Annotated in this window: 23 protein-coding genes and 1 pseudogene; 7 read left to right on the forward strand and 17 right to left on the reverse strand. The window is 68.7% G+C overall.

The genetic code is table 11. The features are described from left to right. A partial coding sequence (locus LFM09_RS09805) for an alpha/beta fold hydrolase (RefSeq protein WP_414096015.1) occupies positions 1 to 808 on the forward strand: 808 nt, incomplete at its 5' end. On the opposite strand, the gene LFM09_RS09810 is transcribed toward LFM09_RS09805, so the two are convergent. Continuing rightward, a complete protein-coding gene (locus tag LFM09_RS09810; RefSeq protein WP_414096016.1) occupies positions 805 to 1,173 on the reverse strand; it encodes a hypothetical protein in 369 nt (122 codons plus the stop codon). The two genes, LFM09_RS09805 and LFM09_RS09810, sit on opposite strands and share 4 nt — an antisense overlap. Positions 1,174 to 1,318: 145 nt before the next feature. Here LFM09_RS09810 and LFM09_RS09815 point away from each other — a divergent pair, with 145 nt between their 5' ends. Continuing rightward, the gene (locus tag LFM09_RS09815; RefSeq protein WP_414096017.1) at positions 1,319 to 2,260 is read left to right on the forward strand and encodes an NlpC/P60 family protein; all 942 of its coding nucleotides are present in this window, start codon (positions 1,319 to 1,321) and stop codon (positions 2,258 to 2,260) included. Between the two features lie 45 nt (positions 2,261 to 2,305). Here LFM09_RS09815 and LFM09_RS09820 read toward each other — a convergent pair whose 3' ends face one another. The 9 genes from LFM09_RS09820 to LFM09_RS09860 form a co-directional block, all read right to left on the reverse strand. After that, the gene (locus LFM09_RS09820; RefSeq protein WP_414096018.1) at positions 2,306 to 2,524 is read right to left on the reverse strand and encodes a heavy-metal-associated domain-containing protein; all 219 of its coding nucleotides are present in this window, start codon (positions 2,522 to 2,524) and stop codon (positions 2,306 to 2,308) included. A 14-nt stretch (positions 2,525 to 2,538) separates the two neighbouring features. Beyond that, positions 2,539 to 3,567, reverse strand: a complete 1,029-nt coding sequence (locus LFM09_RS09825; protein WP_414096019.1) for a sulfite exporter TauE/SafE family protein — start codon at positions 3,565 to 3,567, stop codon at positions 2,539 to 2,541. Positions 3,568 to 3,644: 77 nt separating this feature from the next. Next, a complete protein-coding gene (locus LFM09_RS09830; protein ID WP_414096020.1) occupies positions 3,645 to 4,016 on the reverse strand; it encodes a DUF6153 family protein in 372 nt (123 codons plus the stop codon). Positions 4,017 to 4,078: 62 nt separating this feature from the next. Next, the gene (locus LFM09_RS09835; RefSeq protein WP_414096021.1) at positions 4,079 to 6,349 is read right to left on the reverse strand and encodes a heavy metal translocating P-type ATPase; all 2,271 of its coding nucleotides are present in this window, start codon (positions 6,347 to 6,349) and stop codon (positions 4,079 to 4,081) included. Next, positions 6,346 to 7,743, reverse strand: coding sequence for a multicopper oxidase family protein (locus LFM09_RS09840; RefSeq protein WP_414096022.1), 1,398 nt, complete (start codon positions 7,741 to 7,743; stop codon positions 6,346 to 6,348). Before LFM09_RS09840 ends, LFM09_RS09835 begins: the two co-directional genes overlap by 4 nt. Further along, complete coding sequence (locus LFM09_RS09845; protein WP_414096023.1) at positions 7,740 to 9,086, reverse strand: ABC transporter permease; 1,347 nt, start codon at positions 9,084 to 9,086, stop codon at positions 7,740 to 7,742. Before LFM09_RS09845 ends, LFM09_RS09840 begins: the two co-directional genes overlap by 4 nt. A 2-nt stretch (positions 9,087 to 9,088) precedes the next feature. Then, positions 9,089 to 9,739 carry a methyltransferase family protein gene (locus LFM09_RS09850; protein WP_414096024.1) on the reverse strand — a complete coding sequence of 217 codons (651 nt, stop codon included), beginning with the start codon at positions 9,737 to 9,739 and terminating at the stop codon, positions 9,089 to 9,091. After that, the gene (locus LFM09_RS09855) at positions 9,739 to 9,948 is read right to left on the reverse strand and encodes a DUF2933 domain-containing protein (RefSeq protein WP_414096025.1); all 210 of its coding nucleotides are present in this window, start codon (positions 9,946 to 9,948) and stop codon (positions 9,739 to 9,741) included. The genes LFM09_RS09850 and LFM09_RS09855 overlap by 1 nt, the downstream gene beginning before the upstream one ends. 131 nt (positions 9,949 to 10,079) lie before the next feature. After that, entirely contained in the window at positions 10,080 to 10,661 is a 582-nt protein-coding gene (locus LFM09_RS09860) for a TetR/AcrR family transcriptional regulator (protein ID WP_414096026.1), read from the reverse strand. 180 nt (positions 10,662 to 10,841) lie between these two features. Here LFM09_RS09860 and LFM09_RS09865 point away from each other — a divergent pair, with 180 nt between their 5' ends. Beyond that, positions 10,842 to 11,321 carry a DUF2269 domain-containing protein gene (locus tag LFM09_RS09865; RefSeq protein WP_414096027.1) on the forward strand — a complete coding sequence of 160 codons (480 nt, stop codon included), beginning with the start codon at positions 10,842 to 10,844 and terminating at the stop codon, positions 11,319 to 11,321. On the opposite strand, the gene LFM09_RS09870 is transcribed toward LFM09_RS09865, so the two are convergent. Together LFM09_RS09870 and LFM09_RS09875 are read right to left on the reverse strand one after the other, a co-directional pair. Continuing rightward, the gene (locus tag LFM09_RS09870) at positions 11,311 to 11,886 is read right to left on the reverse strand and encodes a TetR/AcrR family transcriptional regulator (protein WP_414096028.1); all 576 of its coding nucleotides are present in this window, start codon (positions 11,884 to 11,886) and stop codon (positions 11,311 to 11,313) included. The genes LFM09_RS09865 and LFM09_RS09870 overlap by 11 nt on opposite strands. Positions 11,887 to 11,906: 20 nt before the next feature. Beyond that, the gene (locus tag LFM09_RS09875) at positions 11,907 to 13,313 is read right to left on the reverse strand and encodes an MFS transporter (protein ID WP_414096029.1); all 1,407 of its coding nucleotides are present in this window, start codon (positions 13,311 to 13,313) and stop codon (positions 11,907 to 11,909) included. A 137-nt stretch (positions 13,314 to 13,450) separates the two neighbouring features. Here LFM09_RS09875 and LFM09_RS09880 point away from each other — a divergent pair, with 137 nt between their 5' ends. Beyond that, the gene (locus LFM09_RS09880; RefSeq protein WP_414096030.1) at positions 13,451 to 13,813 is read left to right on the forward strand and encodes a BlaI/MecI/CopY family transcriptional regulator; all 363 of its coding nucleotides are present in this window, start codon (positions 13,451 to 13,453) and stop codon (positions 13,811 to 13,813) included. Next, positions 13,810 to 14,742, forward strand: coding sequence for a M56 family metallopeptidase (locus tag LFM09_RS09885; RefSeq protein WP_414096031.1), 933 nt, complete (start codon positions 13,810 to 13,812; stop codon positions 14,740 to 14,742). The genes LFM09_RS09880 and LFM09_RS09885 overlap by 4 nt, the downstream gene beginning before the upstream one ends. Before the next feature lie 300 nt (positions 14,743 to 15,042). On the opposite strand, the gene LFM09_RS09890 is transcribed toward LFM09_RS09885, so the two are convergent. Next, the gene (locus tag LFM09_RS09890; protein WP_414096032.1) at positions 15,043 to 15,276 is read right to left on the reverse strand and encodes a hypothetical protein; all 234 of its coding nucleotides are present in this window, start codon (positions 15,274 to 15,276) and stop codon (positions 15,043 to 15,045) included. A 61-nt stretch (positions 15,277 to 15,337) separates the two neighbouring features. Then, a pseudogene (locus LFM09_RS09895) lies at positions 15,338 to 15,715 on the reverse strand (helix-turn-helix domain-containing protein); the annotation flags it as partial. 476 nt (positions 15,716 to 16,191) lie between these two features. Between LFM09_RS09895 and LFM09_RS09900 the strand changes: the two are divergent. Beyond that, positions 16,192 to 17,706 carry a hypothetical protein gene (locus LFM09_RS09900; protein ID WP_414096033.1) on the forward strand — a complete coding sequence of 505 codons (1,515 nt, stop codon included), beginning with the start codon at positions 16,192 to 16,194 and terminating at the stop codon, positions 17,704 to 17,706. 577 nt (positions 17,707 to 18,283) lie between these two features. On the opposite strand, the gene LFM09_RS09905 is transcribed toward LFM09_RS09900, so the two are convergent. Together LFM09_RS09905 and LFM09_RS09910 are read right to left on the reverse strand one after the other, a co-directional pair. Beyond that, positions 18,284 to 18,523: a hypothetical protein gene (locus LFM09_RS09905; protein ID WP_414096034.1), complete on the reverse strand. Its 240-nt coding sequence runs from the start codon at positions 18,521 to 18,523 to the stop codon at positions 18,284 to 18,286. Between the two features lie 72 nt (positions 18,524 to 18,595). Continuing rightward, the gene (locus LFM09_RS09910) at positions 18,596 to 19,645 is read right to left on the reverse strand and encodes an aldo/keto reductase (protein ID WP_414096035.1); all 1,050 of its coding nucleotides are present in this window, start codon (positions 19,643 to 19,645) and stop codon (positions 18,596 to 18,598) included. Positions 19,646 to 19,748: 103 nt separating this feature from the next. Here LFM09_RS09910 and LFM09_RS09915 point away from each other — a divergent pair, with 103 nt between their 5' ends. Continuing rightward, the gene (locus LFM09_RS09915) at positions 19,749 to 20,333 is read left to right on the forward strand and encodes a TetR/AcrR family transcriptional regulator (RefSeq protein WP_414096036.1); all 585 of its coding nucleotides are present in this window, start codon (positions 19,749 to 19,751) and stop codon (positions 20,331 to 20,333) included. A 139-nt stretch (positions 20,334 to 20,472) separates the two neighbouring features. On the opposite strand, the gene LFM09_RS09920 is transcribed toward LFM09_RS09915, so the two are convergent. Continuing rightward, positions 20,473 to 21,015 carry a TetR/AcrR family transcriptional regulator gene (locus LFM09_RS09920; RefSeq protein ID WP_414096037.1) on the reverse strand — a complete coding sequence of 181 codons (543 nt, stop codon included), beginning with the start codon at positions 21,013 to 21,015 and terminating at the stop codon, positions 20,473 to 20,475. Positions 21,016 to 21,028 lie beyond the last annotated feature (13 nt).

Genomic DNA, 21,028 nt, shown 5'->3' on the forward strand with positions numbered 1-21,028 from the left:
CCACGCTGAGGGGGCAGTGATGCAGGACAGGTGTGTCACCAGGGCCGGCGCGCAGATCGCATACGAGCTCACCGGATCCGGACCGACTCTCGGCTACGCCCACGGCGTCTTCCTCAGTCGCGCGGCCGTACGGCGGCTTCATCTCCTCGACTTCGACGCCCTCGCGACCGGCCGCCAGCTGCTGACCTACGACCAGCGCGGTCATGGCCGTTCGACCGGCCGCCCGATCGCCGACGACTACCGCTTCGAGAACTTCACCCTGGACCTGCTCGCCCTGCTGGACGAGCTGGGCCTCGACGAGCCGATCGACTTCACGGGCTCCTCACTGGGCTGCGACGTCGCGTTGCGGGCCGCCATCACCGCACCTGAGCGCTTTCGCCGCCTCGTACTGATCATTCCGCCGGTGGCCTGGGAGGAAGGGCCTGACCAGGAGCGGCAGTGGTACACCGACAGCGCCCACGCCATCGAGTCGCACGGCGCTGCGCACTGGCGGCAGGAATGGGCCCAGAAGCCGCCCCTGCCGATCTTCGCCGACTACCCGGCGTTCAACCTCGCACCGGACATCCCGGACGAGCTGCTCGCCCCGATCCTGCGCGGCATCGGAGAGTCCGATCTTCCCGCCCAGGAGGCGATCGCGGCACTACCGCATCCGGCGCTGATCCTCACCTGGGACACCGACCCGCTGCACCCCGTCTCGACCGCGGAACGGCTCCACGAGCTGCTCCCGGACTCGACCCTGCACGTGTCGACCACGGTCGCCGACGTGCAGACCTGGACCGACCGCATCACGGACTTCCTGACCCGCTAGGACGCGAGCTCGTCGTCCTCGCTCCTGGTCCGGTCGAGCACCTTGTCCGCGAGCTCGTCAGGCACTGCAACGCGGCCCGGTCCACCAGCGGCCACCCACTCGACCACGTGCCACGTGGCCTCATCTCCGAGCACGCCACCGAACCAGACCGGCCTCGCGCCGTCCGCACGCGCGGACGGCGACGGCCGCACCACCAGGACGTTCGAGAAGTCACATGAGTCGAGGCAGTCAGCGACCTGCACCCGCTCCTCCCCCACCGCCTCGCGCAACGAACGCAACTGCCCTTCGTGGTCGAAGCCGGGGTGCTTCTTCTGCGTGCCACAACAACATCCGCGGCACACGGTCAGCCTGCTCAAGTCGCTCACGTGCCCGGATGCTACCTGAGGAAAGATTCACGCAGCCCAAGATCTACTAAGTGCGATAGTAGACATGTACTGCAGCGGTACGTAGCCTGGCCGCGACCATCTGGTCGTGACGTGAGGAGGAACGCGCGACGTGGTGCCGCTCCCTTTGAGACGTACGGTGCGCGGAACCGTGGTGGTGGCTGCGGTCGCCGTGGCCGCGGCAACGCACCTGGCCCCGGCCGCGGCCGATCCCCCGCTACCACCGAACGCCTCAGACGCGCTCAAGAAGTACACCGAGCTGGCCGGCCAGGCCGAGAAGCTCAACGAAGAGCACCTGCGCGCACAGGACGACCTCAAGGCCAAGGAGTCCGAGCTCGGTACCGCTCGGCAGGCTGAAGAGTCGTTGCGCGTGCAGGTGGACCTGCTGACCGAGGCGACGTTCAAGGGCGCCACGTTCAACCAGCTCTCCGCCGCGCTGGTCAGCGACTCGCAGCAGGACTTCCTGAACCGGATGTCCGCACTGAACCTCCTCGCGACCGACAACGCGGAAGCACTCGCCAAGCTGATCGACGCGGTCGCTCAGGCGGACAACGCCGCGCGCAAGGCACAGGAGGCCGCCGCGAACATCGCCGCGCGCAAGTCCGAACTGGACGGCCAGGTCACCTCGGCCCGGCAGCAGTACAACCAGCTCAGCGCCGCGGATCGCGGCGTGCTCGGCAGCACCGGCGACATGTCGAAGATCTCGGTACCGGCCGGGACAGCGGGCAAGGCGCTGGAGTACGCGCTCGCGCAGCGCGGTGACCAGTACGTGTTCGGTGCCAACGGACCCGACGCGTGGGACTGCTCCAGCCTGATGCAGGCTTCCTACCGCACAGCGGGTGTGTCGATCCCCCGCACCACCTACGGCCAGGCCGGCGTGGGCCGTGCGGTGTCGCGCAACGAGGTCAAGGCCGGCGACCTGATCATCTACTACGCCGACCAGCACCACGTCGCCATGGCCGTGGACAGCGTCCGCGCCGTGCACGCCTCGACCGAGGGCGTTCCCGTGAAGATCGCGAACATCGACTCGATCGGCCCGATCAACGTGATCCGCCGTCTCGAAGGCTGAACGCTGGTGTGGTGAGCGGTGCCACGCCCACCACACCAGCGGCGATCAGGACATCAGCGAGGCCTGGTAACCCAGTTCCTCGATCGCGCGAACCACGTCTTCCGGAGTGCTTTGATCCGCGTCCAGCTCCACGGTGGCGCGTCCTCGCTTCACCGTGGTCTGGGTGCTGAGCACGCCGGGCAGATCCTCAAGCGCGTCGTCGATGAGCAAAGCGCAGCTGCCGCAATGCATCCCGCTGACTTCGAACACGTGCGTCGTGGCCACAGTGGACTCCTCCCTCAGACGACGGTGATGACGCCGGTGTACATGCCCATGCCGCAGGCGTAGTCCAGCCGTCCTGGTTGCAGCACACCGAGTTCGATGCGGGTTTCACCGCTGACCGGCAGGACCTTCTGCTGGTCGCGGACCACGAACGACCGCACACACCCCTGTGCCTGGTCGGACTTCACCACCAACGTGGTCGGCAGACCGGACTGCGCCTGCACGTTGTCGGGGCTGTACGCGCCCGTGCGTGCGGTGATCACGACGATCTGCTTCCCGTCCACGACGCTCACAGCCGAGGTGTCAGAGGGGGTGTCGTTGCTCGAAGCAGCCTCGGCGATGCGGCTCGCCGCGAAGGGCGCACCGGCCAGCTCCAGGCCGCCGTTGAGGGTGTAGAGCCCCATCGCGACGACGACGATGCCGGTCACCACGCCGAGCCTCCCCTTCCAGGCGGTGGCGGCCTTGCGGGCGGCGTAACCGAGGATCGCGAACAGCGGCGCGGTGCCGAGCACGAAGACGGCCATGGTCGCGGCACCCATGAGCGCCGAGCCGGACGTGAGCGCGAGCGCCTCCACCGACAGCGTGACTCCGCACGGGATCAGGATCGTGACGAACCCCAGCACCGCCGGTGCCAGCGCCGACTGCGAGCGGGCACGACTGCGGACGATCTTCATCCACGAGATCGGCGGCTCGATCACGATGCGGCGGAAGCCCGGCACACCGAGCTGCGCCAGGCCGAACACCACGACCAGCACGCCCGCGCCGATCTGCAGCCAGGTGCGGAAGCCGACCGAGATGTCGACGGCGCTGCCGAGAGCGCCCAGCAGCGCGCCCAGCAAGGTGTGGGAGACGAGCTTGCCCGCCAGAAAGCCGCCGACCGGGGCCAGGTCGTCGCCGAGCTGGCCCCGCCAGTCGCGCTGGGCCGTGTTGTCGCCGGCGGCGGCGCGCTGGCGAGTGATCAGCCCGGTGAGCAGGCCGCCCTGCACCGCGGCACAGGACACACCACCGGCGAACAAGCCGGTGGCAAGAACAGGAACGAGGTTCACGAACAACTCCTGCGAGGAGAGAAGAGAAACGGAAAACCGCAGGTCCACGCCGAACGCGACGTGGACAGACCTCTCCCCTAAATCCGCAGCAAGCAGAGCCTGGCCAGGCTCGGAGCACGCGCCTGCGCACTCTCGGACCTCGCCGCCGAACTGGGCGCATGCGCCACGACGGATGTCCGCACAGCCGGCAGTGTGAGGACGAACGCCGCCGCCGCAACCGCAACCATGAGGACCAGGCACATGGTGAGCGACTCACCCGTGCCCATGTCCGAGCCGGGTTCGTGGTCGGCCATCGGAATCGCCACGGCCGTGCTGTGCGACATCGGCATGGCGATGTTCATGCCGTCGCTGCACTGCATTCCCACCATGAGAGCCAGCCCGGCGAGCACCGCGACGACGACGAGCCGGGCGAGGTGTCCCCGCCCGGCTCGCGCGCCGGTGTTCGTCATGGGCGGCATCCTACGGAGTCCGGTGTCAGGCTCCTGTCAGGACCTACTACCCGCAGCAGTAGTTAGTTCGTCGAGGGCAAGTGCAGCCGCTTGAGCGCGAGCGCGTTCACCGCGACGATGACACTCGAGCCGGACATCGAGAGTGCGGCGATCTCCGGGCGGAGCATCAGCCCGAAGGCAGGCTCGAACACACCGGCGGCGATCGGCAGGGCGATGGCGTTGTAGCCGATGGCCCAGCCGAGGTTCTGCCGCATCTTGCGCAGCGTGCCGCGCCCGATCCGCAGCGCGGTCGGGACGTCGAGCGGATCCGACCGCATCAGCACCACGTCGGCGGTCTCGATGGCCACGTCGGTGCCCGCTCCGATCGCGATGCCGAGGTCGGCCTGAGCCAGTGCCGGGGCGTCGTTGACGCCGTCACCCACCATTGCGACCTTGAGGCCGGAGCGCTGGAGCTCGGCCACCTTGGCGGCCTTGTCACCGGGCAGCACCTCGGCGATGACGGTGTCGATGCCGAGCCGCGAGGCGATGCGTTCAGCGGTCGCCTGGTTGTCGCCGGTCAGCATCACGACTTCCACGCCGAGGCCGTGAAGTGCCTCGACGGCGGCCACCGAGGTCTCCCTCGGTGCGTCGGCGATGCCGATCACCCCGGCCGCCACGCCGTCGATCGCGGCCAGCACAGCGGTGCGGCCGGTGGCGGCGAGCTCGTCCCGGCGAGCCGCCAGGGTTGCGAGGTCGATGCCCTCCCGTTCCAGCAGCCGCCGGTTGCCGACCACGACTCGCCGCCCGCCCACGTGGGCGATGGCGCCGTGTCCCGGCACGTTCTCGAACTGCTCGGCGCGCGCACCGTCGAGGTCGCCGGCGCGGCGGACGATCGCCGCTGCGAGCGGGTGTTCGGACTCGCGTTCGACCGTCGCGACGAGCCGCAGCAGCTCGGTCTCGTCGAAGCCGTCCGCGATCACGTCGGTGACCTCGGGCTCGCCTTTGGTGAGGGTGCCGGTCTTGTCCATCACGACGACGTTGATGCGCGCGGAGGTCTCCAGCGCCATGGCGTTCTTGAACAGCACGCCGCGCTTGGCACCCAGCCCGGTGCCGACCATGATCGCGGTCGGGGTGGCGAGGCCGAGCGCGTCAGGGCAGGTGATCACGACCACCGTGATGGCGAACAGCATCGCGGTCGCGAGCGACGCGCCCGAGAGCAGCCAGGCCGCGAGCGTCAGCGCACCGCCGGCCAATGCGACCAGCACCAGCCAGAACGCCGCCCGGTCCGCGAGCCGCTGGCCCGGCGCCTTGGAGTTCTGCGCTTCCTGCACGAGCTTGACGATCTGGGCCAGCGCGGTGTCCACCCCGACCCTGGTCGCGCGGACCCGCAATGTGCTGTTGGTGTTGATGGTGGCGCCGACGACGGCCGTACCGGGTGCTTTGTGCACCGGCAGGCTCTCACCGGTGACCATCGACTCGTCGACCTCGGAGTCTCCGTCCTCGACCACTCCGTCCACTGCGATCTTCGCGCCCGGCCGGACGAGCAGCAGATCCCCGACCGCCACCTCGGCGGTCGGCACCTCGACCGGCTCGCCGTGGCGCAGCACCAGTGCTTTCGGCGGCGCGAGGTCCAGCAGTGCTCGAATCGCGTCGTTGGCGCCACCGCGGGCGCGCATCTCGAACCAGTGTCCCAACAGGACGAACGCGGCGAGAACCGTTGCAGCCTCGTAGAAGACCTCTCCCCCGCCGGTCAGCGTGATCACCACGGAGTAGAGCCAGCCCGCGCCGACCGCCACGGCGACGAGCACCATCATGTCGAGCGTCCTGGCGCGCAGCGCTCGCCAAGCTCCGTCGAAGAAGATCCAGCACGAGTAGAAGATCACCGGCAGGCTGAGCAGCAGCGACCACACGTCCGCTCGCATGCCGAACGGCGTGGGCAGGTGCAGCCCGAACACGTCGGTGCCGATCGGCGACCACAGCACGATCGGGATCGAGAAGAGCAACGCCACCAGGAACCGGTTGCGCATGTCCGCGACCATCGCGGCCATCGACATTCCGGCGTGCCCACCGTGGCTCATCATCTCTTGCGGAGAGTGCTCGGCACCTGGTTCCGCGGTCGGATCGCAGATGTGGTGCGGCACGGACTGACCGGCGCAGTGATACCCGCAGTCGACCACCCACCGGCGCAGGTCCGCCACGGAGGTCACGGCGGGGTCGAACTGCACGGTCGCGGTTTGCGCGGTCGGGTTGACATCGACGTGGTGGACACCGGGTTGCCTGCCGAGCTTCGCGTTGACGACGTTCTGCTCGGACGCCCAGTGCAGTCCGCTGACGTCCAGCACCACGGTGTTCATCGAGACTCCTCGTAACCGAGCACGGCCATCATCCCGGCTTCGGCGTGATAGGCGTTGTGACAGTGAACCATCCACTGCCCGGGGTTGTCCGCGTCGAACTCGCACGCCACGGTCTGGCCGGGCAGCACGATCACGGTGTCCTTGCGCGGTCCGTCGAGCTGGAAGGTGTGGCCGTGCAGATGCATCGGGTGCCACATCATCGTGGTGTTGGCGAACTCCAGCCGCACTCTCTGTCCACTTCGGACACGAGCTGGGGTCATGTCACCGGCGCGTCCGTTGATGCCCCACTCGTAGCTCATCATTCCCCCGGTCAGCGCCATCCGGTGCACCACGTCCGGCTTCCGCACGTCGAGCGGTTCCGTCGCCTCGAGCTGGTCGTACGTCACGACTCTGCCGTCCAGTTCGGCCGGCCGCGCATCGGAGACCGAACCGGATGCGGTGCGCACGACTGCCCGCGCGGTGGCGTTCTTGCCTTCCGCGAGCGCCACGAGCGGAAACGCGCCGTCCGCCAAGGTGACCAGCACGTCGTACCGCTCGCCCATGCCGATGACCAGGGCGCCGGTGTCCATCGGGGCAACCGGGAAGCCGTCGGTGTGGGTGACCGTCATCCGATGTCCGCCCAGCGCGACCCGGTATGCGGTGTCGGCAGCCGCGTTGATGAACCGGATCCGCACGCGGCGGCCGGGCTTGGCGGCGAACGTGACCGGCGAGGCCGCGATCCGGCCGTTGATCAGGTGATGTGCGTGCGCGACGTCCCCGCCGAGTCCGCTCATGCCGCGCATCGAGTGCCCGCCGCGGCGCCGCAACCCGGCGAGCGCCTCGTCCGGATTCGTGCCGGTGCCGTCGAGCCAGTCGTCCAGCACGACCACCCATTCGGCGTCGTACCGGCCGGGCTCGACGGGGTCCTCGACGATGAACGGCGCGTAGAGGCCCCGGTCGAGTTGGGTGCCGGTGTGCGGGTGGAACCAGTACGTGCCCGGCGTGGGCGCGACGAACCGGTAGGTGAACTCCTCCTCCGGTTCGGTGGCTGCCTGGGTCACGGGTGGCGCGCCGTCCATGTCGTTGCGCAGCGCCAGTCCGTGCCAGTGGATCGACGTATCCGTGGGCAGCCGGTTCACCAGGCGCGCTTCGACGAGGTCGCCCGCGCTGACGCGGAGTTCCTTGCCGGGCAGGGCACCGTCGTAGGTCCACGTGTCGACCACCGGACCGCCGAGGTCGACCTGGCTGCGGGTCGCGGTCAGCGTGACCGCACGGGTGCGGCCCGTGCCACCACGGGTCGACTCGGTGCGGCTCACCAGCGGGTCGGTCGGCAGGACCAGCGGGTTGTCGGACGAGCACCCGGCCAGCCCGAGCGCAACGGTGCCGAGGAAGGCCCGGCGGCTGAAGGTGGTCATGTCGTCGCCCTCCGGAAGAGCCTCGCGGCCAGTACACCGAGCACGAACAGCCAGCCGAGGCCCAGCAGCAACGCCGAGGTCTCGTCGAAGCTCGCGGTCAACCCACCGTCGAGCACCACACGATCGGCGCCGTAGCCGGGCAGGAACCGGGCCCAGCCCGGCGGTTCGGTCCGCAACATGGGGCTTTGCGCGATGCCGACGTCCAGGAACGGCACCAGGAACGCGATCAACACACCTGATACGCGGCCGAAAATCGGCCCGATGCGGACACCGATGAGCGCATAGGTGGCAGCCAGCAACGCGCTGCCGCCCGCGTAGACCCACCACTGCTGGGCGTCGAACACCGTGACCGTGACGGCGAGGGACGCCGCGGTCACCAGCAGCACTGCGCAGCCGATCACGCTCAGGCGTGCGGCGAGCAGTGTCGGCGTGCCGAAACCGGCGAGGGTGAGCCGCTGGTCACCGGACCGCGCGTCCAGGACGATGAACAGCCCGGCGAGAGCAGCGAGCGAGGCGATGGCGATCGGCGTCGTGGTGCCGGCGTGCATGTCCGGAAGCCAGAACGAGAACAGCGTCTCCCTGCAGTCGTCCACAAGAGACAACGTCATGGTGTCGTCGGGTGTGATCACCTTGGACAGCCAGATGAACACGACCGGCACCACGATCAGCAACGCCCACAGCACCGGGTTGCGTCGATAGTCGCGCAGCCCCATCCGCAGCGCGGTCGTGAAGCTGCCCCGCGGTCGTCGGCCGCGGGCGACTCGCGTGGTCGCGATGACCACGAGGCATGAGGCCAGAAGCGCGCCGATGGTCCAGAGCAGGGCCCAGCCGAGGTCGCCGAGCCGGCCGCCGTGCCGCGACGGCAGGTCGCCCATCCACAGCGTGACGAAGTGCGTCGGCAGCCAGCGGGTCGCGATCCGGTCCGGCGACCCCAGGGCGGGTCCGAAGAACACATCGATGATCCAGACGAACAGGATCAGCACGGTGCCGTTGACCGGGTTGCGCACCAGCACACCGGTCACGGCCCCGATGGCCAGGTAGATCACGGCGAACATCAGCGTCCCGGCGGCCACTCGCCACGGTTCGTCGATTCCGGTGCGAGCAGCCAACGCCACCAACGCCGCCGCGGACACCAGCACCGCGAGCGCCAACCCGGTCGTCACTCGCGCGGTGACCAGCCGTGTGGACGGCAGGCCGGCGAGCACGAGCCTGCGATCAGCCGCACGCGCCGCACGCAGCTGGAAGTACGGGGCGATCCCCGCCAGGAGTCCCGCCGCCCAGCCGGCTGCGGCCGTTTCCACCGATGGCCCGGTGCCGCCGAGCAGCTTCGCGGCCTCCGCCATCGCTACTTCCCGGCTCTCGCGACCGAGCTGCTGTGCGGCCGGGGCAGGAACGCCGGAGTGCGTGCGGCGTAGGTGGTCCAGTGCTCACCGAATCGTTGCGCGACTTCGCGTTCCTCGTTACGAGCGAGTCGTGCGTAGACCGCGACCAGGACCGGGAACATGATCAGCGTGGGGATGGTCGGCCACTGCAGCAGGAACCCGATCATGACCAGCAGGAACCCGTCGTACTGCGGGTGCCGCACCCGCGCGTACGGCCCCGCCGTGGCCAGCCGGTTCTCCTTGGCCGCCTCGTGCAGCCGAGTCCACGCCGCGGAGATCAACCAGAAACCACCTGCGATCGCCAGGTAGCTGGCCAGGTGGAACGGGCTCAGGTGAGGGTCACCGGTCCAGCCGGTCAGGTCGTTCCACAGGTGCCCACCGGCATGGGTGTCGCGCAGCAGCGGGAACCGCGAACCGAGCCAGCTGCCCAGGAGGTAGATGGTCAGCGGGATGCCGTACATCTCGGTGAACAGCGCGACCAGGAACGCGGCGAACGCGCCCATCGCCCGCCAGTCCCTCTTGGTGCGCGGCTGGAAGAAGCTCATCGCGAACACGACGAACAACACGGTGTTCAGGGCGACCAGGGGCCACAGCCCGTACGCGGCCTCAGCCATCACGACCGGCCGGTGGTGTGGTGATCCTGTTCTTGCTGGTCAGACCCGCCGTGACCGCCGTGTCCGCCCATCATGAACATCATCATCAGCGGGCAGGCCAGAACGAGCAGGCCGAACAGCATCGTCTGGACAGGAACTCCGGCGAACGCGAGGCCGACGATCAGAATCGCGAGTGCGATCGCATAGAGCCCGAGGTGCTGGCGCTTCATGACGTCCTCCTCTGCTACCTGGACGTCTTCGAGCATCACCGCCTCCTGCGGCGATCATCAGAGCAGCACGTCGCGATCGGCGAAATGCGAAGGTCCCGGCCGGGACGCGGCGCAAGGCCCTACTATCCCACTTAGGAGGAAATCGGCCGAAGCCCTGCGAGAGTCACCACGAGGAGCCGACCAACTGCAGCCTTCGATGACAGCGTTCCGGCCGCGGCCAGAGCATGTACGCAGTACGCGGCGAGCTCCGCAGGCGCCACATCGCCTCTGATCTCTCCCGCCTCGGCGGCGTCTGCCAGCAGGTCGCGGACCATGTCGCGGACCTGCTCCTGCGCGTGAGCGACCTGCTTGTCGCGATGCAGAGATGCGACGAGGTCAGTGTCGAAATGACCGCGCGAACTGTGCGCGATGGTGGCGAACGCCTCGAGCACGGCTTCGAGCCGCTGGGCAGGGCCGGTAGCTCGATCGCGGACGGCGGTCAGGTGCGCGAGGTGATGCGCGATCTGCTCGCCGTGCCAGGTACGCAGAATCGCCTCGACGTCCGGGAAGTACTTGTAGAGCGTCGCCCGGCCGATGCCGGCCTGCTCCGCGATCTGGGACATCGTCACGTTGAGCAGGCCGCGCTCAGCCACCAGCGCCGCGGTCGTGGCCAGGATCGCCTGCCGCACCTCGCGGCGGTGCGTCTCGATCGTGTCGTTCCACAGCTTCGGCACGACCACATCCTACGGGATCGAGACACTATGTCTGTGAGAAAGACACAGTGTCTCGTAAACTCGGTGCATGGCAGACACACCGCGCTGGGTGAAGGTCATGGGAATCGTCGTGGCCGTCCTGATCGTGCTGTTCCTCGTCTTGCTCGCGCTCCCCATCGAGCACGGACCGGGCATGCACCGATGAGGCCACGACTGCGCAAGCTCGCCCTGACCGCGCACATCGCGTCCTCGGTGGGCTGGTTCGGCGCCGTGCTCACGTTTCTCGCGGTGGCGATCATCGGAGTGGCCGATCAGGACGATCGCGTTGTGCGGGCGGCGAACCTGATCGCGCAGCCGATCGTCTGGTACGTCGTCCTGCCGTTCGCGGTCGCCTCGTTGCTGACCGGGCTGGTCTCGTCGCTCGGCTCGGCGTGGGGCCTGCTCAGGCACTACTGGGTGATCTTCAAACTGGTGCTGAACGCGTTCGCCACCGCCGTGCTGCTCGTCTACACGCGCACAGTGGACCGCTTCGCCGCCCTCGCCGGGGATCCTGCCGCAGATCTGGCACCGCTGCGGACGCCTACGTTCGTGCTGCACGCCGCTGGCGCTCTTGTGGTGCTGGTCGTGGCGATGGCGCTCGCGGTCTACAAACCGCGAGGCGTGACCGGTCTCAGGATTTGAGGGCGGGCAACAGGGTCGCCTCCAGCACGTCCGCAGCCTCCTCCGCCTTCAGCTGTCCCGCGTTGACGTCCTCCGCGGCCGCGTGCAGCAGGCTGTAGACGGTGGTGACGAGCCAGTTCATCGGCAGGTCGGACCGGATCACGCCTTCCTGCTGCCCGCGCGTGAGCAGTCCCTCGACGTGGTCGACGACCTCGCGGTGCCGTTGCCGCAGCCGAACCGGGCCGAGCTCGCGCTGTGCGAGGTCGAACAGCTTGCGGTGCTGGTTCAGCACGTGCCAGGACGTGTGCAGCAGCCGCCGGAGCGCCTCGATGGCGGAGCCTTCCTCCGGTGCCGCCTTCTTGATGACCTCGCCGGCTTCGGCGATCGTCCGGTCCAGCACCGCTTCCAGCAGCACCTCGCGGGACGGGAAGTGCGCGTAGAGCGTGACCCGGCCGACGCCGGCGGCGCGCGCGATCGCCACCATGCTCGACTGCGGCTCCTCGGTGAAGACCACCAGGGCTGCGTCGAGAATGGCGGCGATGTTGCGTTCGGCGTCGGCGCGGCGCCGGGTCTCCGTGGTGGCCACGACCGAAAGCCTACGGCTGATCAGTGCGCGAACACCGGACCATCGGTGGCAGGCGGACGGCCTGCCGGAACGAGCAGCGTGGCTCCGACCGCGGCGACTACCGCAGCGATCGCGGTCGCGGTGAACGCCGCACTGAAGCCTCCGACCGGGCTTCCACCGCTCTGCAGGCTCAGGGCCATGACGGTCGACACGAACGCGATGCCCAGCGTCGCGCCCAGCTCGTGTCCGGTGTTGATCAGGCCGGACGTCGTTCCGGCGTCGTGCGGTCCGGCGTGCGCCATCGCGGTGGTCGTCGCCGTGACGAACGTGGCACCCAGGCCCAGACCGGAGATCAGGAAGCCGGGCAGGACCGCCAGCACAGCGTTCCCCGAGGCAGGCACCTGCGCCAGCAGAACCGCACCGACGGCGGCGAGACCGAAGCCGACGGCGACGGCAGGTCGTCCGCCGAACCGGCTCACGACGCGAACGCCGATGTGGGTGCCGACGCCGATCACCAGCGCCACCGGCAGGAAGATCAGACCGGTCTCGAGCGCGTCGAGGCGCAGGACGTGCTGCAGGTACTGGGAGTTGAGGAAGAAGTTCGCCAGCAGCAGACCGGATGCGGCCAGCATGACCAGGTTGCCCGCCACGACGGGGCGCCGGGCCAGCAGCTCCAGCCGGACCAGCGGCTCGGCGACCTTGCGTTCGACGACGACGAACACCCCGAGCAGGACGAGGCCCGCAGCCAGGACGTACGGCGTGCTGCCACCGCCCCAACCGGTGTCACCGGCACGCACCAGCGCGTAGATCAACGCGCCGACGGCCAGCATCGCGGTCAGCGCTCCTGGCACGTCGACCTTTCCCCGCGACTGTCCACTTCGGCCGGACGGCACCAGCCGCGGCAACAGGACGGCCACGAAAACGCCGACTGGCACGTTGATGAAGAACACCCACTCCCAGCCGGGCCCTGCCGTGAACACACCACCGAGCAGGACTCCGACCGCGGCTCCCGCTCCGGCGATCGCCGCCCACACACCGAGAGCGCGGTTGCGCTCCGGCCCGTGGAAGGTCGTCGTGACGATGGACATCGCCGCCGGGGACAGCAACGCCGCCCCAACGCCCTGCACTGCACGTGCCGCCACCAGCGTGGTCGCGCTTTCCGCGAGCCCAGAAGCCAGCGAAGCGAGCGTGAACACGGCCAGCCCGGTGAGGAACACGCCCCGTCTGCTGATCGCGTCGGCCAGCCGGCCGCCCAGCAGCATCAGCCCGCCGAAGCACAGCGTGTACGCGGTGACCACCCAGGTCAGCGCGGCGCGGTCCAGGTCGAGTTCGGTCGCGATCACCGGGAGCGCGACGTTCACGACCGTCACGTCCAGGATCACCATGAACTGGGCCAGGCACAGCAGTACCAGCACCCACCAGTTCGTCCGCACGGCCGTCTGACTCATGCCCACCCCTTAAGTCGAACACTCATGTTCGACTTAAGCTACGCCAGACCCAGCCATAAGTCGAACAGTGGTGTTCGGCTTATGGCTGGGTCCCTGCGGGCAGGCATACTTCTCGTTCAGCTGGAAGGGCGTGAGGGATGCACGGACTAGGTGAGCTGGAAGCCGCGGTGATGGACGTGCTCTGGCACGACGGCGGGCCGCTCAAGGTGCGCCAGGTGCTGGAACGCCTGGACACCGGCAAAAAACTCGCTTACACGACCGTGCTCACCGTGCTGGACAACCTCCACCGCAAGGACTGGGTGACGCGCGAGTTCGAGGGCAACGCCTACCGGTACCAGCCCGCGATCAGCCGCGCCGAAGCCGCCGCGAACGCCCTGCGGGACGTGCTCATCGCCTCCGGCGACCCGGAAGCCGCGTTGCTCCACTTCGCACAGTCCGCGACCGAGGAGGAGTCGGCGCTGCTGCGCCGAGCATTGCGCAAGAAAGCCTCGGGACGATGACGGTCGCGCTGGCGCTGCTGCTCGGGTCCACCTTGGTGGGCTGGCTGGCGCCACGCGTGCTCTGGCGGCTCGACGACCCCGCCGTCGCCCTGGTCGCATGGATCACCTCAGTCCTCGCGGTCGTGATCACCTCGACCGTGGCCGCCGTCCTGCTCGTACTGCCCGAGCACGGCCTCAGCGTCCTCGACTCCCTGCACCACTGCTGGGACTCCGTGCGGCACGGCACCACGCCTACCGTTGAGGTGATCAGCGGCCTGACCGGCGGCGCACTGCTGACCGCACTCCTCATCCGGCTGGCGGTCGTCGGCGCACGCAGCACCCGGAAACGCGCCCGCGCACGAGAGGAACACCTCTCGGTCCTGCGCCTCGCAGGACGTCGTGAGGGCGGCCCGCACCCGACGATGTGGCTCGACCACGACCGCCCGCTGGCGTTCAGCCTCGCCGGCAAGCCCGGTGTCGTCGTCGCCACGGAGGGCCTGCACCGCCACCTGACCCCCAGCCAAGTCGACGCCGTGCTCGATCACGAGCGAGCTCATCTCAACGGCCGCCACCACCTGCTGGTCACCGCCGCCGACGCCGTGGCCGCCACGCTGCCGATCCTTCCTCTGTTCAAGCGAGCGGCGACGACGATCCGCGAGCTCGTCGAGATGGCCGCCGACCTGGCTGCCGCCCGCACACACGGCGTCGAGACGGTCCGCGCCGCACTGATGCGGGTGTCCTCCCACGGCCTGCCGAGCTCCGCGCTCGCGATGAGCAAAGACGCGTTGGGAACACGGCTGGAACGCCTCCAGCGGCGCCGCCGGATGCCGAACCGCGCCCGCAGGCTGCTGTCCTGCGGGTTCGCCAGCGTCGCCGCCATGGCATTGCCCGTCGTCACCGCATCTACGGCGTTGGCCGCGTTGATGCTGCTGACCTGCTCGCCGAGCTGATCGCCGTCAGCAACCGACCGGCGAATCCGGCGGCACACAACGACACCCGCCAGCGCACGGTTCTCGACAGGGCTCCAGTTCCCACGAGCAGCGGTCTGGAGCTGTGCGTGCCGAAAACCACGTCCATGCTGTGGGGTGCCAAAACACGCTCCGATAGGGCTGACCTGCGCATCAAGCAGCTGCAGGTTCGTACTCGTTGATCAGCCCACCCAGTACTCGCCGACGACGTGCGGACCTACAGCGTGGCTCTGCGATCGGGTGATCGGGTCGCGATGGGGTGTGGTGTCGCGCTCGGTGCGGTCAGTGGCCGTAGAAATCGGCCCGCACGCCGATGACCACACGGGTGCGACTGCCGGGCTCCCGTGCGGCGCACAGCAGCGTGGTGATCACCGTCTCCTGGACGGTGTGGTCGGGACACAGGGTGAACAGTTCCTCGAACTGGTCGACCACCAGCACAACGTCCGCATCGACGGGACGCGACTCCAGGGCTTGCTCGAGCCGGGACTGCGGATCGACTCCCGGCGTGATCAGCACGGTGGCGCACCGTCGGCCCACCACCGCGAGCAACCCGGCGCCGAGCAGGGAGGGCGAGCACCACTGCCAAGCCGGGAAACTCCTGGCCCGCGGCGGCTTTGGCCAGCGTCGACTGCGAGTAGTGCGCGCGTCGCGCGAGCGCTCGACATGACGGTCTACCCGCCTCATCGCGCAATTGGCGCAGCTCCCACGCGAGCTGTTGCACCACTCCGGCATCTGGGTCAAGCGGACCTTCCGGCCGTGGCATTTCCTGCCCTGCGCTCGCCTCATCCGGGTTGTCTGTCGTTGGTTGTCCAGCACGCACCCCGATCGCAGACAGCCTCGGTGAGGTACACCTTGGTGCGCAAGGACATCTGTACGCACCGGACACAGATGTCCCTCGGAGAACGGACAAAGGAGATCTCGTGATGCGCAGACGACTGCGATGGAGTGGAATCATCTCGCTCACGGCGCTGCTCGCGATCACTTCGGCCACTGGCGCGACCGCCAGCCGGAGTCAGGCGTCGACATCGACCGCCTCGGTAGGGCGCAGCCCAGCAGGTGACTGTTCTTGCCACGACCAACCCGTGCTGGGGCAGGGCAGGCGTTCTGCACCGCGACAACGGTGTTCGCGCCTTCCTGGATTCCTTCCCACGCGGTTATGACTACACATGGGACCAGGGTTGGCTCATCGTGTGGGACCGAGGGGCTCCGTACCGGGCGTACTGGCCGGATTGGAACGTCTTCGGCTGTCCGTAGTAGTACCGCAACGAATGTTGTACCTCGCGCCATCCGATGCGACTGGCCCCTCTCGATCGCGTACTGGACGAGTCATACTCCTGACCAGGATCACACGACGGCGGAGTTGGCCCAACTGTCCACAGTGGTCATCGTGCCGAGGGTTTCATCAATCCAGCATTGATCTGCGGAGCTGTCATGACGACTCGCCCAGGCTTGGTCCGACTCACGGCGACCGCGGCCGTGTTCGGCCTCGCGGCCGCCGGCTGCGCGGGCTGGTCCTCTCGACCCACCGGCATCACATCCACCAGTGCCACGCTGCACGCACAGACCTCGTGCCTGGCCGAGACGACCGACAATCCGTGTACCAGCTGGTTCCAGTACTGGCCCGACGGAGTCACATCGGTGCAGCACACCAACCCGGTGACGGCCAACGTCGACACCAACGGGTTCGTCGAGGTCCGACAACCGATCACGGGTCTGCGTCCGGACACGCTCTACCGCACGCAGTTCTGCGGATACGGGGACCGCAACGTCGAGCAACCGGGACTGTGCATCGGTCAGCGCGACGGCGCTCTTTCCAAGCCGGGCAGCCAACCCGACGCCGGTGACTACAGCGCCACCCAGAACTTCCGCACGGCCGGACCGGACACCGTAGGTACCGTCGACCTCGGCCGAGCATTGTCCACAGCGGACACAAACGCCAACGCGATCTCCCGCGACGCGGGTCTGAGCGCCGCGTACTCGCCGTCGCGGAGTCTGTGGTTGTTCGGCGACACCGTGCAGCGCAACGGACCGGCGTTCCTGGCGGGCACCACAGCGGCCGCGGGCCCCCACGTTCGCGGCGAGGCGCCGACCCGGCTCGAGGAACTCCCGACCCCGCCGGCCGCGCCGCAGCCGGGGCGCGCGTCCCCCGCACCGTTCCTGCCGCGGCCGCAAGGCCTGCTCACTCCGCACGACCCGCCTGCCGCCTGCGGAACGAACAACAGCTACCCGGCGTCCTGGCCCACGGGACTCGCCCAGATCCCCGGAACAGAAAGAATGCTCATCGTCTACGGCGAGCTGTGCGTGGCGAAGACCGGAGGCTGGCCGACCGAGCGGTTGAAGCTCGTCGAGTACGACCCGGCGACGAACCGCTTCGTCTCGACGGGCACACCGTTCGTCGCCGCACCACTGCAGGCCGGCCTGCCCGCGGCACAGCTCCTCGGCAGTCCGGTGTTCGGCGACGACGGGTACCTCTACCTCTTCGGCAGGCAGCTCAATCCGGACATCGTGCTCGTCGCCCGCGTTCCAGCCGACCCGAACGCATGGGGCAACGGCGCGAACTACCACTGGTGGGGGCGCCCCGGAGATGGCCCGGCGCAGTGGACCGAGGACCTGACCGCGGTCACCTCGATCATCTCCGGCGTGACACCGTGGAGTGTCCACGTCGCCGACTACACCGGGGTGGGTCCGCACCGTCTGGCGATGATCGTGAAGACATCGTTCGCCACGAGCGGCTTCCGGCTGTACACGGCCACGTCGCCAACCGGTCCGTGGACCGCGGGACCTGCCGGGCACGTGCCCGACACGTGTCAAGGCGGCGGCTTCGGTTGCTACGCCTATCACGGGCATGCCGAGCTCAGCACCCCGGACCAGTTCGTCTTCTCCTGGTACTCGCCAGGCGACCGCGGCGGCTTCGGCCACGTGCGTCTCGGTGCGATCGCCTGGTAGCGCCCGCCTGAACGATGCCGGCCGCATGATCACCCCCTTCCACGACGAGCTTGTACGGTGTCGTGCGGCGTCATGGATCAGCCGGATGGCGGAGCCGTGGTCACGGCGCCGTCCCGCCGTTGGGACCGTGGCCGATGTGCAGACCCGCACCGAGGTGGAGTTGACCACGGAGCAGCAGGCTCGGGCGGCGGTACTACTCGCGGACGCGTCCGCGCTGGTGCATACCCGCATCCCGGATCTGCCGTCCCCGCCGCCGACCACGGCGCCTGGGCGTCATCTGCACCGCGGTGCTGCGCGCCAGCCACCCGACGGCAACGCCACGGAGACCGTGGGCGGGCATTTGCGCACCGCAGCGCACCCCAGACCGGGGGTATGTACCTCACCGACGACGAACTCGCCCTGCTGCGGCCACCCCAGCCCCGGCCGCGCGGCGCGTTCTCCGTCTGGACGGGTCAGGACTCGGTGTCGTCCGGCCGCTCGCCGGGCGGTCCAGCAGTTCGGCGCGAAGCGTCTTGACCCCGACTCCACCGGCGTGACCGCCCGCCTGGCGGGCCAGTTCCTCTACTGGCTGCAGGAATCACGTGCGCGAGTCTTCGTGGACCTGCCGGAGCCAGACGAACGACGCGAGATCATCTCGATCTACTTGCGCAAGTACCTGCGAACCCCGGCCGAGCCAGACCTCGTCGTCGAGCTCGTCCGCATCGGCGACCAGAACGTCGGCAGGGACCACTACCTGAGCTGCTTCCGCAACGTCGTCCCCCTGCTGCGGTCGGCACCGGAGAAGGTCGAGGAGATCAGGCAGCTGCGCGACCGCCACCCACGGCACCAGCCGACCGATGAAGGACAGGACCGCTCCGGCGCGGGCAGCCGAGCCGAGGCACGATCGGCGTCACTTGAGCGCCATTCCCGGGATACGGGCGCGGATCGCGTCCATGGTCGCCTCGTCCGAGACGCCCTGCCAGTCATACCGTGGCGTGTAGGGGACGGTGAGAGCGCGGACGTCCTCGTCCGTGAGCTCGACGTCCAGCGACGCGACCGCCTCGTCGATCTGCTTGGTCGAACCGGCGCCGACCAGCGGAGCGGTGACGACCGGCTGGCGATGCAGCCAGGCCAGGGCGATGGACGCGCGGCTCACGCCGTGATCGGCCGCGACCTTTCCGACCGCGTCGACGATGGCGCGGTTCGACGCCTCTTCCGCAGGTGAGTAGAGCGTGTCGGCGTAGCCGCCATCCGTCTCCGACCGGGCGGTCGACTTCGCGTCATCCCAAGCGCGGGCCAGACGACCGCGGGCCAGAGGACTCCAGACGATCGTGCCGACGCCCTCGTCAAGGCACAGCGGGATCATTTCACGTTCTTCTTCGCGAGCGAGCAGGTTGTAGTGGTCCTGCATCGAGACGAACCGGGCCCAGCCGTGCTGCTTCTGCAGGTGCAGCGCCTTGGCGAACTCCCAGGCGAACATCGACGACGCGCCCAGGTAGCGCACCTTGCCCGCCTGCACCAGATCGCTGAGCGCTTCGAGAGTCTCCTCCAGCGGCGTCGCGTGGTCGTTGCGGTGCACCTGGTAGAGGTCGATGTAGTCGGTACCGAGCCGCCGCAGGGAGTGGTCGACCTCGGTCATGATCGCCTTGCGGGACAGGCCCTTGCCGTTGGGGCCGGGGCGCATGGGGTGGCGCAGTTTGGTCGCGATCACGACGTCGTCGCGATCGGCGAAGTCCTTGAGCGCGCGGCCGAGGATCTCCTCGCTCGAGCCGTTGGAGTACATGTTCGCGGTGTCGAAGAAGTTGATGCCGACCTCGACAGCGTGCTTGATCAGCGGGCGGGCCTGCTCTTCACCCAAGGACCAGACGGGGTGGCCACGGTCGGGCTCGCCGTAGGTCATCGCGCCGATCGCGATGGGCGAGACGTCCAGGCCGGTGGTGCCGAGCTTGACGTAGCGCATGGGATCTCCTGCGGGGGGGGGGGAACATGCGGAGAATCCTCCGCAAGTTCTGCCAAACTAGCGGAGGATTGTCCGCGAGTCAACGAGCGGGCACCATGCAGGGATGACCGACCAGAGACCGAGCACGTACGGCACGCAGCGCGAGGCCGCCGCGCGCAACCGTGTCGCGATCATCGAGGCCGCTCACGAACTGTTCGCGCAGAATCCGCTCGTGCCGCTGAGCGAGGTGGCCAAACGCGCCGGCGTCGGCGCCGGAACGCTCTACCGCCACTTCCCCACCAGGGAGGACTTGATCCTCGCGGCTTACCAGCACGACATCGAACGCCTGACCGCCACCGCCGGCGAGGTGCTGGCGCGTCATTCGTCCGCGAAGGCGGCGTTCGTCGAGTGGTTCGAGACCTTGTCGGGCTACATCCGCATCAAGCACGGCCTCGGCGACGCGCTGCACAGCGCCGCGGCACAGCACGTGATCAGCGCCTCGTGGGCGCCGACCACCGCGGCCGTGGCGAAGCTGGTCGACGCCTGCGTGACCGAGGGCACCATGTCCGCCGGACACGATCCGGCGGACATCATCATGTTGATGAGCTTCCTGTGGCGCGTCGCGAACAACGACGAGGGCGTGGCCCAGGGGCGACGCCTGATCGCCACCGTGTTCCGCGGCCTCGAACAAGCGCCCCGACCGAGCTGAACAGCCGCCACGGCCCCCGTCGACCACCACGGACACGCGGATTCACCGGCCGGTGCGGTCTTTCCGGGTGATCACGCCCAGACGGACATGAGCGCCACGGGGCCGGGGCACGGAACCCGCATCCCGGACGGTGATCGTTTCATGGGTGCCGGTGAGTGCTCAACCCGTCGAGAATCAGGGCGAGCATGGAGGCCGATCGATCCTCCGGCCCCGAGGCGGCCCGCCACAGAGCGCCGGTGAGCTGAAGGAAGTCCCGGGGATCGGCGTCAACACGGATGGTGCCGTCGCTCTTGCCGGCGTCCAGCAGTTGCGTGATGGCGGTGATGACCGGGTCGTAGGCCTGCTCGGCGATCGCCTGGTACGCACCGGGACTGAGCGCGTCGCCGAGACCGTGCTTCTTCCGCATGGCGGCCACCAGGTCGATGGTCCACCGCCGCAGCGCCTCCAGTGGAGGCTGCGCCGCCAGCAGCTGCGGCACCGATTCCATGAGCTGGTCGACTTCGTGCTGGTAGACGACCAGAACGAGAGCCTCCTTGGTCGGGAAGTTGCGGTACAGGGTGCCGGGTCCCACACCGGCACGCTGCGCGATCTGGTTCATCGAGACCCCGCCGTCCTCGGCGAAGGCCTCGCGCGCGACCTGCACGATGCGAGCCCGATTCTCGCGGGCGTCCGAGCGGACCATGTACTCCCCTTGC

The sequence above is a fragment of the Lentzea alba genome (genome assembly GCF_047445655.1).
In the GTDB taxonomy this organism is placed as follows: domain Bacteria; phylum Actinomycetota; class Actinomycetes; order Mycobacteriales; family Pseudonocardiaceae; genus Lentzea; species Lentzea alba_A.

Coding starts and splice junctions, on each gene's coding strand:
- LFM09_RS09835 (WP_414096021.1), bottom strand. CDS start 6,349: ATGAACACCGTGGTGCTGGACGTCAGCGGACTGCACTGGGCGTCCGAG.
- LFM09_RS09840 (WP_414096022.1), bottom strand. CDS start 7,743: ATGACCACCTTCAGCCGCCGGGCCTTCCTCGGCACCGTTGCGCTCGGG.
- LFM09_RS09850 (WP_414096024.1), bottom strand. CDS start 9,739: ATGGCTGAGGCCGCGTACGGGCTGTGGCCCCTGGTCGCCCTGAACACC.
- LFM09_RS09920 (WP_414096037.1), bottom strand. CDS start 21,015: ATGGTCCGCTCGGACGCCCGCGAGAATCGGGCTCGCATCGTGCAGGTC.
- LFM09_RS09900 (WP_414096033.1), top strand. CDS start 16,192: ATGACGACTCGCCCAGGCTTGGTCCGACTCACGGCGACCGCGGCCGTG.
- LFM09_RS09910 (WP_414096035.1), bottom strand. CDS start 19,645: ATGCGCTACGTCAAGCTCGGCACCACCGGCCTGGACGTCTCGCCCATC.
- LFM09_RS09915 (WP_414096036.1), top strand. CDS start 19,749: ATGACCGACCAGAGACCGAGCACGTACGGCACGCAGCGCGAGGCCGCC.
- LFM09_RS09875 (WP_414096029.1), bottom strand. CDS start 13,313: ATGAGTCAGACGGCCGTGCGGACGAACTGGTGGGTGCTGGTACTGCTG.
- LFM09_RS09855 (WP_414096025.1), bottom strand. CDS start 9,948: ATGAAGCGCCAGCACCTCGGGCTCTATGCGATCGCACTCGCGATTCTG.
- LFM09_RS09885 (WP_414096031.1), top strand. CDS start 13,810: ATGACGGTCGCGCTGGCGCTGCTGCTCGGGTCCACCTTGGTGGGCTGG.
- LFM09_RS09865 (WP_414096027.1), top strand. CDS start 10,842: ATGAGGCCACGACTGCGCAAGCTCGCCCTGACCGCGCACATCGCGTCC.
- LFM09_RS09830 (WP_414096020.1), bottom strand. CDS start 4,016: ATGACGAACACCGGCGCGCGAGCCGGGCGGGGACACCTCGCCCGGCTC.
- LFM09_RS09880 (WP_414096030.1), top strand. CDS start 13,451: ATGCACGGACTAGGTGAGCTGGAAGCCGCGGTGATGGACGTGCTCTGG.
- LFM09_RS09845 (WP_414096023.1), bottom strand. CDS start 9,086: ATGGCGGAGGCCGCGAAGCTGCTCGGCGGCACCGGGCCATCGGTGGAA.